This window comes from Arthrobacter sp. (assembly GCF_031179385.1).
Taxonomy (GTDB): domain Bacteria; phylum Actinomycetota; class Actinomycetes; order Actinomycetales; family Micrococcaceae; genus Arthrobacter_D.
This window is the reverse complement of the sequence record NZ_JAPSHV010000120.1, coordinates 1-6316: the sequence shown is the minus strand read 5'-3', so window position 1 is coordinate 6316 and position 6316 is coordinate 1. Positions and strand designations below refer to the sequence as shown.

Genomic DNA, 6316 nt, shown 5'->3' with positions numbered 1-6316 from the left:
CCGGGCCGCGCTTCGGCGCCGAGTCCCGAGCAGTTCAGTCGCCACGCCGCGCGGTTCCGGATCACGGTCAAGGGGGAAGCGGCGGCGGGTGTCCGCTCGTTGCTGAGGCTGGAGATCGTCGGCGACGTGGCGTCGTCGTTCTTTGAGGGCCGGAAAGAGGACGTTTTCTGGAACGGATCAGCCTGGGACATTGACATCACCCCGGGCGAGGCCACCAACCACCGCGAGGTGGAGGTTCAGATCCACCCGCTGAGCGCCGACACACCCATTTGGCTTCCCGAGGCCGCTGCCCGCATAAAATCCTCACTGGTACGGCCGACGGCGGACATCACCCGTGCCGCTGTTGTCACCGTCGGGACCGTCCAGCTCGCTGGAGGCTCCTGACCCTGTAGACAGCCGCGCTACTGCCTCTGCCGCCTGGGATGCAGCGAGTCCGGCACTATCGGACTGCGCCCTGGAAAGATGATGGAGCGCTCTATTGACATGTGACGCAGATCATCTGTAGATTGATCGAACTGCTGATGGAGCGCTCTATCAACTCCCGCACCAAGCCGTCCCCGTTGGTCTGACAACGCCCCGAGCGAAGGTCAGTCGGTGCGAACTCCCATGTCCCCTTCCGCTCAAGCACGCACACAAAGGAGTGACCGTGATTCTTTCACGACGCACCAGAATGATCACCGCCCTCACCGGCACCGTAACCCTGGCACTCGTAGCCACCGGCTGCGGCAGTAACAGCGACGAACCGGCCAGCGCCGAGAACCCCGTCGAGCTCACCGTTACCACCTTCGGCAACTTCGGCTACGACGATCTGTACGCCGAGTACGAAGAAGCAAACCCTGGCGTGACCATTGAGGCGACGAACATCGACGGCAGTGCCAATGCCCGCACAGACGCGTTCACCAAACTCGCGGCCGGATCCGGTCTCAGTGACGTCGTGGCAGTTGAAGAGGGCTGGCTCGGCTCCATCATGGAGGTGTCGGACCAGTTCGTAGACCTCAACGAGCACGGTGCACAGGACATCAAAGCCAACTGGGTTGACTGGAAATTCGAGCAGGGCACCGACCCCGATGGCCGCGTGATCGGCTACGGCACCGACATCGGGCCGCAGGCACTGTGCTTCAACCAGGACCTCTTCGAGGAAGCAGGCTTCCCTACTGACCGCGAGGAAGTCGCCGAACTCTTCGGCGGCGACGACGCTACCTGGGAGACCTACTTCGACCTGGGCCGCCAGTATCACGAGGCGACAGGCAAAGCCTGGTACGACCAGTCGTCGTTCGTCTGGAACTCCATGGTGAACCAGATGGAAGAGGGCTACTACACCACCGATGGCGAGCTGAACGTCGAAGGCAACGAGGCGATGCGCGCCAAGTTCGATCTCCTCGCTGCCGGTACGGCGGATGGCCTGTCGGCCAACCAGAAGCAGTTCGACTGGGGGAAGGGCAAGGCCTTCGTCGATGGCTCGTTCGCGGTTCATGTCTGCCCCGCGTGGATGCTCGGCACCATCAAGGAACAACTTGAATCCGCTGGCGGAGGACCCGAGAGTGGTTGGGACGTAGCCGATGTCTTCCCGGGCGGTGCCTCGAATTGGGGCGGAGCGTTCCTTTCCGTTCCCGAAAGCTCCGAGCACCCTGCTGAAGCAGCCAAGCTCGCCGCTTGGCTGACGGCCCCTGAGCAGCAGGTCAAGCAGTCTGCTGCCGCGAATAACTTCCCGAGCACCCTCGAAGCCCAGCAGAAAATCGTTGAGGATGCGGTGCCGAACGAGCTCTTCAACGACGCTCCCTACGGTGCTATCTTCGCCTCGCGTGCCGAAGGCGTCGTCGCCCAGTTCAAGGGCCCGCACGATTCCGTGATCCAGGAGAGCGTTTTCGCGCCGGCGCTGAACATGCTCGACACCGGCACAGGAACCGCCGATGAAGCCTGGGATGAAGCGGTCAAGCTCCTCAACGACCTCGTGGTCAACAACTAGCAGCATCGGCTGTGGGGCCTCCGGCACAACCGGAGGCCCCCTGATGGATCTGGAATCGCCATGACCACGACACTGAATCGCCCCGCAGCGGGCAACCCAGCTGCCAGGAAAACTGCACCGACCTTCCGTCAGCGACTGAACATCCTCGACGTGAAAGCGTCACCCTATCTCTACATAGCCCCGTTCTTCGTCCTGTTCGGCCTCGTGGGGCTCTTCCCCCTTGGCTACACGTTCGTCGTTTCTCTTTTCGACTGGCACCTGTTGAAGGGGCAGGGCGAGTTCGTGGGTCTGCGGAACTTCGGCGAGGTACTCCAGGACAGGTTCTTCTGGAATTCCCTTTTCAATACCGTGAGCATCTTCCTGCTCTCCACCATTCCGCAGCTGGTCGTCGCAACCGCCATTGCTGCGGTTCTGGATCAGAACCTGCGTGCCAAGACCTTCTGGCGCATGAGCATTCTGCTCCCGTACATCGTCACCCCTGTCGCCGTGGCGCTGATCTTCACGAACATGTTCGGCGAACAGTACGGCCTCATCAACAACATCCTCGCAAGCTTCGGCGTCGACCGGGTCATGTGGTTGAACGAAACCCTGCCCAGTCACATCGCGATTGCCACCATGGTGAACTGGCGGTGGACCGGGTACAACGCCCTGATCCTGCTGGCGGCAATGCAGGCCGTGCCGCGGGACATCTATGAATCCGCCGCGATCGACGGCGCCGGGCCGTTCCGCCGCTTCTTCAACATCACACTTCCGAGCATCCGGCCCACCATGATTTTCGTGGTGATCACCGCCACCATCGGTGGCCTCCAGATCTTCACCGAACCGAAGCTCTACGACCCCAGGACAGCGGGTGGAACCGCACGACAGTTCCAGACCACCGTGCTCTACCTGTGGGAGATGGCGTTCCAACGTCAGAACTTCGGAAAGGCCGCAACCATAGCGTGGCTCCTGTTTCTCATCATCGTCCTCTTCGGCTTGGTGAACTGGCTGATCTCGCGGCGCATCGCGACCACCGGTGACGGACGTTCGCGCCGTCACCGGCCGGGGGGCTGGCGTGGGAAAAGCTCTGCGGCTCCCGCCGTCGTACTCCCCGCGATCGGGTCCCAGCCGCCCGCCCCTTCGAGGGAGCAGGAACCATCCGACGGGCAGACGGATACCGCAGGAAACCCGACCACGAGGAGAGGGCAATGACGGCCATCGACAACAGAGCACGGACCGCCGCCGGCGACCGGAGCGCGCGCCCGCCGGTTCTTCGGAGGAAGTTGTTCGGCAATGGGCACCGTCCCGGTTTTTTGACCTATGGATTGTTGTTTGCCTTCTTCCTCGCCTCCGCCTATCCGCTCTGGTGGTCCGTCATCATCGGCAGCCGTTCCAACGAAGCGCTGGGGCAGACCTGGCCGCCGCTCTTTCCCGGAGGGAACTTCTGGACCAACGTCGGCGAAGTCTTCGACACCATCCCTTTCTGGCTGGCACTCGGGAACAGCGTCCTGATTTCCGGCATCATCACGGTCTCGGTCGTGGTCTTCTCAACACTGGCAGGCTACGCCTTCGCGAAGCTTCGCTTCAGGGGACGGGACGGCCTGATGGTCGCGGTAATCGCCACCATGGCGATCCCCACACAGCTGGGCATCATTCCGTTGTTCATGATGATGCGTACCCTCGGCTGGACGGGTGAGATCGGCGCCGTCGTGATCCCGACCCTCGTCACCGCGTTCGGCGTGTTCTTCATGCGCCAGTACCTTGTGGATGTCATCCCGGACGAACTCATCGAATCGGCCCGCATGGACGGCGCGTCCATGATTTCCACCTTCTGGCATGTGGCGGTTCCCGCCGCGCGGCCGGCAATGGCGATTCTGGGCTTGTTCACCTTCATGACAGCGTGGACCGACTTCCTCTGGCCACTGCTGGTGCTCGACGCCGGCAACCCAACACTCCAGACCGCGCTCAGCCAGCTCCAAGCAGGCAGGTACGTGGACTATTCGGTAGTCCTCGCGGGAGCCGTTATGGCAACGCTCCCCCTGCTGGTGCTGTTTGTGCTCGCCGGAAAACAACTCATCTCAGGAATTATGCAAGGAGCAGTGAAGGGCTAATGCCGCTTGACGAAACACACCATGAAACATCGGCGGGGAACCTGACAAGGACGTGGCCGAAAGGATTCCTCTGGGGTTCAGCCACGGCGGCCGCGCAGGTCGAAGGAGCCAGCCACGAGGGCGGCAAGGAGGACAGCATCTGGGACGCCTTTGCGCGCGTACCCGGGGCCATTGCCAACGATGACACCCTCAAGCATGCGGTTCAGCACTATGACCGCATGCCGGAAGACGTCCGAATCATGAAGGAACTGGGCCTTGGCTCCTACCGCTTCTCCACGAGCTGGGCACGGGTCCGTCCGGGTGACCGTGGACCGAACGCCGAAGGACTCGACTTCTACTCCCGGCTGGTGGATGAACTCCTCGAAGCGGGGATACTTCCCTGGCTGACCCTGTACCACTGGGACCTGCCGCAAGCGCTGGAGGAAAAGGGTGGATGGGCCAACCGGGACACCGCCTACCGGTTCGTGGACTATGCCAACGACGTCTACTCGGCGCTAGGTGACCGCGTGCAGCACTGGACCACGTTCAACGAACCGTTCTGCTCCTCCTTGCTCGGTTATGCTGCCGGCGTTCATGCCCCGGGCAGGCAGGAGCCCCGCGCTGCAGTCGCCGCAATCCACCATCAGCATCTTGCACACGGGTTGGCGGTCAACGCACTCCGCTCGCGCGGGGCACAGCACCTGGGCATCACGCTGAACCTCAGCAACTCGATCCCCCGCGATCCCGCAGATCCGGTGGACCTGGATGCGGCCCGCAGATTCGACTCACTCCAGAACCGCATCTTCCTGGACCCCATCCTGCGCGGCGCTTACCCGCAAGACACGCTCACGGACCTCGACCAGTTCGGCATCCAGGAGGTCATCCAGTTCGGTGACCTCGAGATCATCGGAACGCCCCTTGATTTCCTCGGAGTCAACCACTATCACGACGATCTGATCAGCGGTCACCCGGATCACGAAGGTGGGGACGGCCACTCGGGTGGAGCTTCCCGCCAGACGTCGTCGTGCTGGATCGGATCGGAGGATATCGCGTTCCCCACCCGCGGACTGCCGCGCACAGCCATGAACTGGGAGGTGAATCCGGACGGTCTGCGGAAGCTGCTGGTCCGTCTGGGGGAGGAGTACCCCACCCTGCCGCCGCTGTACGTCACGGAGAACGGTGCAGCTTACGACGACGTCGTCAGCGCTGACGGTGATGTGCACGACGCCGAGCGCACCAGCTTTGTCCTCGATCACGTCGCCGCCGTTGGCGAAGCCATCGACGCGGGAGCGGACGTGCGCGGATATTTCGTGTGGTCCCTGCTCGATAACTTCGAGTGGTCCTGGGGCTACGGCAAACGGTTCGGGATCGTGCGAGTGGACTACAACTCTTTCGAGCGGACAATTAAAGACAGCGGCCATGCTTACCGGAAGCTGATCGACACTGCGAGGGCGAACGAGGAGGTGAAACCACTGAAAGGACAGGTCCTGGCGGCGTCCGGGACCTGAGCCGACCTAGAGTGGACCGATAAGTTTCAGCACCACGCACGGAGAGAAATTGTGAAGACAGACGCAAGCCGTACCCGGCCAGTGCCAACGCTTGAGATGGTTGCAGCGCTGGCCGGCGTCTCGCGGTCGACTGTGTCCAGGGTCGTCAACGATGCACCGAACGTGGACCCGGACATCGTGAAATCCGTGCAGAACGCGATTTCCACCCTCAACTACATTCCCAACCGTGCTGCGCGGTCTCTCGCGAGCAGGCGCACCAATTCAGTTGCCGTAGTTGTTCCCGAGTCGACGTCGAAGGTATTCGCCGATCCGTTTTTCGCCACCATCGTCGAAGGCATCGCACAGACGTTGGTGGAGACCAAGTACACGCTCACAATGATCGTTTCGTCTGAAGCTCGTCCTGAAAAGACCAGAAGCTACCTGCTGGGAGGGAACGTTGACGGTGCGCTGGTGGTCTCGCACCACAGTGGGGATCACTCCTGGACCAGAATCAGCGAATCCCTCCCAGTGGTCTTCGCCGGACGCCCCTTCAAGGCCGAACGCGAGAGCTACTTCGTTGAGGTCGACAACTTCGCTGCGGCATCCCGCGCGGCACAACATCTCATCGATGCGGGCCGAACGTCCATCGCGACAATCACCGGCCCACAGGACATGTATGCGGGCATCGACCGGTTGCGGGGCTGGGAAGCGGCGCTGCGCTCCGCCCGGCTCGACACCTCACTCGTTGAGGTCGGAGATTTCACGGAGGCTTCCGGGCAGGAGGCAATGCGCAG

5 protein-coding genes and 1 pseudogene are annotated in these 6316 nt (G+C 62.2%); all 6 read left to right on the top strand.

Annotation, left to right across the window (positions count from 1 at the left end; genetic code table 11):
• Positions 1-384 (top strand): annotated as a pseudogene (locus RIF85_RS13375) (hypothetical protein); the annotation flags it as partial.
• A 286-nt stretch (positions 385-670) separates the two neighbouring features.
• On the top strand, positions 671-1966 hold the full coding sequence (locus RIF85_RS13370; protein WP_309072393.1) for an extracellular solute-binding protein: 1296 nt from the start codon (positions 671-673) through the stop codon (positions 1964-1966).
• A gap of 60 nt (positions 1967-2026) precedes the next feature.
• Positions 2027-3157: a sugar ABC transporter permease gene (locus tag RIF85_RS13365; protein ID WP_309072391.1), complete on the top strand. Its 1131-nt coding sequence runs from the start codon at positions 2027-2029 to the stop codon at positions 3155-3157.
• Positions 3154-4056, top strand: a complete 903-nt coding sequence (locus RIF85_RS13360; RefSeq protein ID WP_309072390.1) for a carbohydrate ABC transporter permease — start codon at positions 3154-3156, stop codon at positions 4054-4056. The genes RIF85_RS13365 and RIF85_RS13360 overlap by 4 nt, the downstream gene beginning before the upstream one ends.
• Positions 4056-5543: a GH1 family beta-glucosidase gene (locus tag RIF85_RS13355; protein ID WP_309072389.1), complete on the top strand. Its 1488-nt coding sequence runs from the start codon at positions 4056-4058 to the stop codon at positions 5541-5543. The genes RIF85_RS13360 and RIF85_RS13355 overlap by 1 nt, the downstream gene beginning before the upstream one ends.
• A 51-nt stretch (positions 5544-5594) precedes the next feature.
• Positions 5595-6316 (top strand): LacI family DNA-binding transcriptional regulator (locus RIF85_RS13350; protein WP_309072388.1); only part of this gene is annotated, 722 nt, incomplete at its 3' end.

Excerpts from the sequence above, each read along its gene's own strand:
- RIF85_RS13355 (WP_309072389.1), top strand. The coding sequence starts at position 4,056 with ATGCCGCTTGACGAAACACACCATGAAACATCGGCGGGGAACCTGACA.
- RIF85_RS13365 (WP_309072391.1), top strand. The coding sequence starts at position 2,027 with ATGACCACGACACTGAATCGCCCCGCAGCGGGCAACCCAGCTGCCAGG.
- RIF85_RS13370 (WP_309072393.1), top strand. The coding sequence starts at position 671 with ATGATCACCGCCCTCACCGGCACCGTAACCCTGGCACTCGTAGCCACC.
- RIF85_RS13360 (WP_309072390.1), top strand. The coding sequence starts at position 3,154 with ATGACGGCCATCGACAACAGAGCACGGACCGCCGCCGGCGACCGGAGC.